At 52.8% G+C, this 1,396-nt stretch carries 1 rRNA gene (only partly in view); it reads right to left on the bottom strand.

The annotated features are described in order from the left end of the window. Positions 1 to 32: 32 nt before the first annotated feature. Positions 33 to 1,396: ribosomal RNA gene (locus tag R7E38_RS22740) — 23S ribosomal RNA — on the bottom strand; it runs 1,566 nt beyond the window's last position.

Genomic DNA, 1,396 nt, shown 5'->3' with positions numbered 1-1,396 from the left:
CATTGAGTCCATCAAAACCCCTTGGGTGTTGTATGGTTAAGCCTCACGGGCAATTAGTACAGGTTAGCTCAACGCCTCACAACGCTTACACACCCTGCCTATCAACGTCGTAGTCTACGACAACCCTTTAGGATACTTAAAGTATCAGGGAGAACTCATCTCAAGGCTCGCTTCCCGCTTAGATGCTTTCAGCGGTTATCGATCCCGAACTTAGCTACCGGGCAATGCGTCTGGCGACACAACCCGAACACCAGAGGTTCGTCCACTCCGGTCCTCTCGTACTAGGAGCAGCCCCTTTCAATTCTCCAACGCCCACGGCAGATAGGGACCGAACTGTCTCACGACGTTCTAAACCCAGCTCGCGTACCACTTTAAATGGCGAACAGCCATACCCTTGGGACCGACTTCAGCCCCAGGATGTGATGAGCCGACATCGAGGTGCCAAACACCGCCGTCGATATGAACTCTTGGGCGGTATCAGCCTGTTATCCCCGGAGTACCTTTTATCCGTTGAGCGATGGCCCTTCCATTCAGAACCACCGGATCACTATGACCTGCTTTCGCACCTGCTCGAATTGTCATTCTCGCAGTCAAGCGGGCTTATGCCATTGCACTAACCTCACGATGTCCAACCGTGATTAGCCCACCTTCGTGCTCCTCCGTTACGCTTTGGGAGGAGACCGCCCCAGTCAAACTACCCACCAGGCACTGTCCGCAACCCCGATAAGGGGTCGACGTTAGAACATCAACACTACAAGGGTGGTATTTCAAGGACGGCTCCACGCAATCTAGCGACTGCGCTTCAAAGCCTCCCACCTATCCTACACATGTAGGGTCAATGTTCAGTGCCAAGCTGTAGTAAAGGTTCACGGGGTCTTTCCGTCTAGCCGCGGGTACACTGCATCTTCACAGCGATTTCAATTTCACTGAGTCTCGGGTGGAGACAGCGTGGCCATCATTACGCCATTCGTGCAGGTCGGAACTTACCCGACAAGGAATTTCGCTACCTTAGGACCGTTATAGTTACGGCCGCCGTTTACCGGGGCTTCGATCAAGAGCTTCGACCGAAGTCTAACCCCATCAATTAACCTTCCGGCACCGGGCAGGCGTCACACCGTATACGTCATCTTGCGATTTTGCACAGTGCTGTGTTTTTAATAAACAGTTGCAGCCACCTGGTATCTGCGACTCTCAATAGCTCCATCCGCGAGGGACTTCACCGTCGAGAGCGTACCTTCTCCCGAAGTTACGGTACCATTTTGCCTAGTTCCTTCACCCGAGTTCTCTCAAGCGCCTTGGTATTCTCTACCCGACCACCTGTGTCGGTTTGGGGTACGATTCCTTACAATCTGAAGCTTAGAGGCTTTTCCTGGAAGCATGGCATCAATGACTTCAC

This window comes from Vibrio sp. Vb2131, from assembly GCF_033338535.1.
Lineage (GTDB): Bacteria > Pseudomonadota > Gammaproteobacteria > Enterobacterales > Vibrionaceae > Vibrio > Vibrio alginolyticus.
This window is presented reverse-complemented; position numbering and strand designations above follow the sequence as displayed.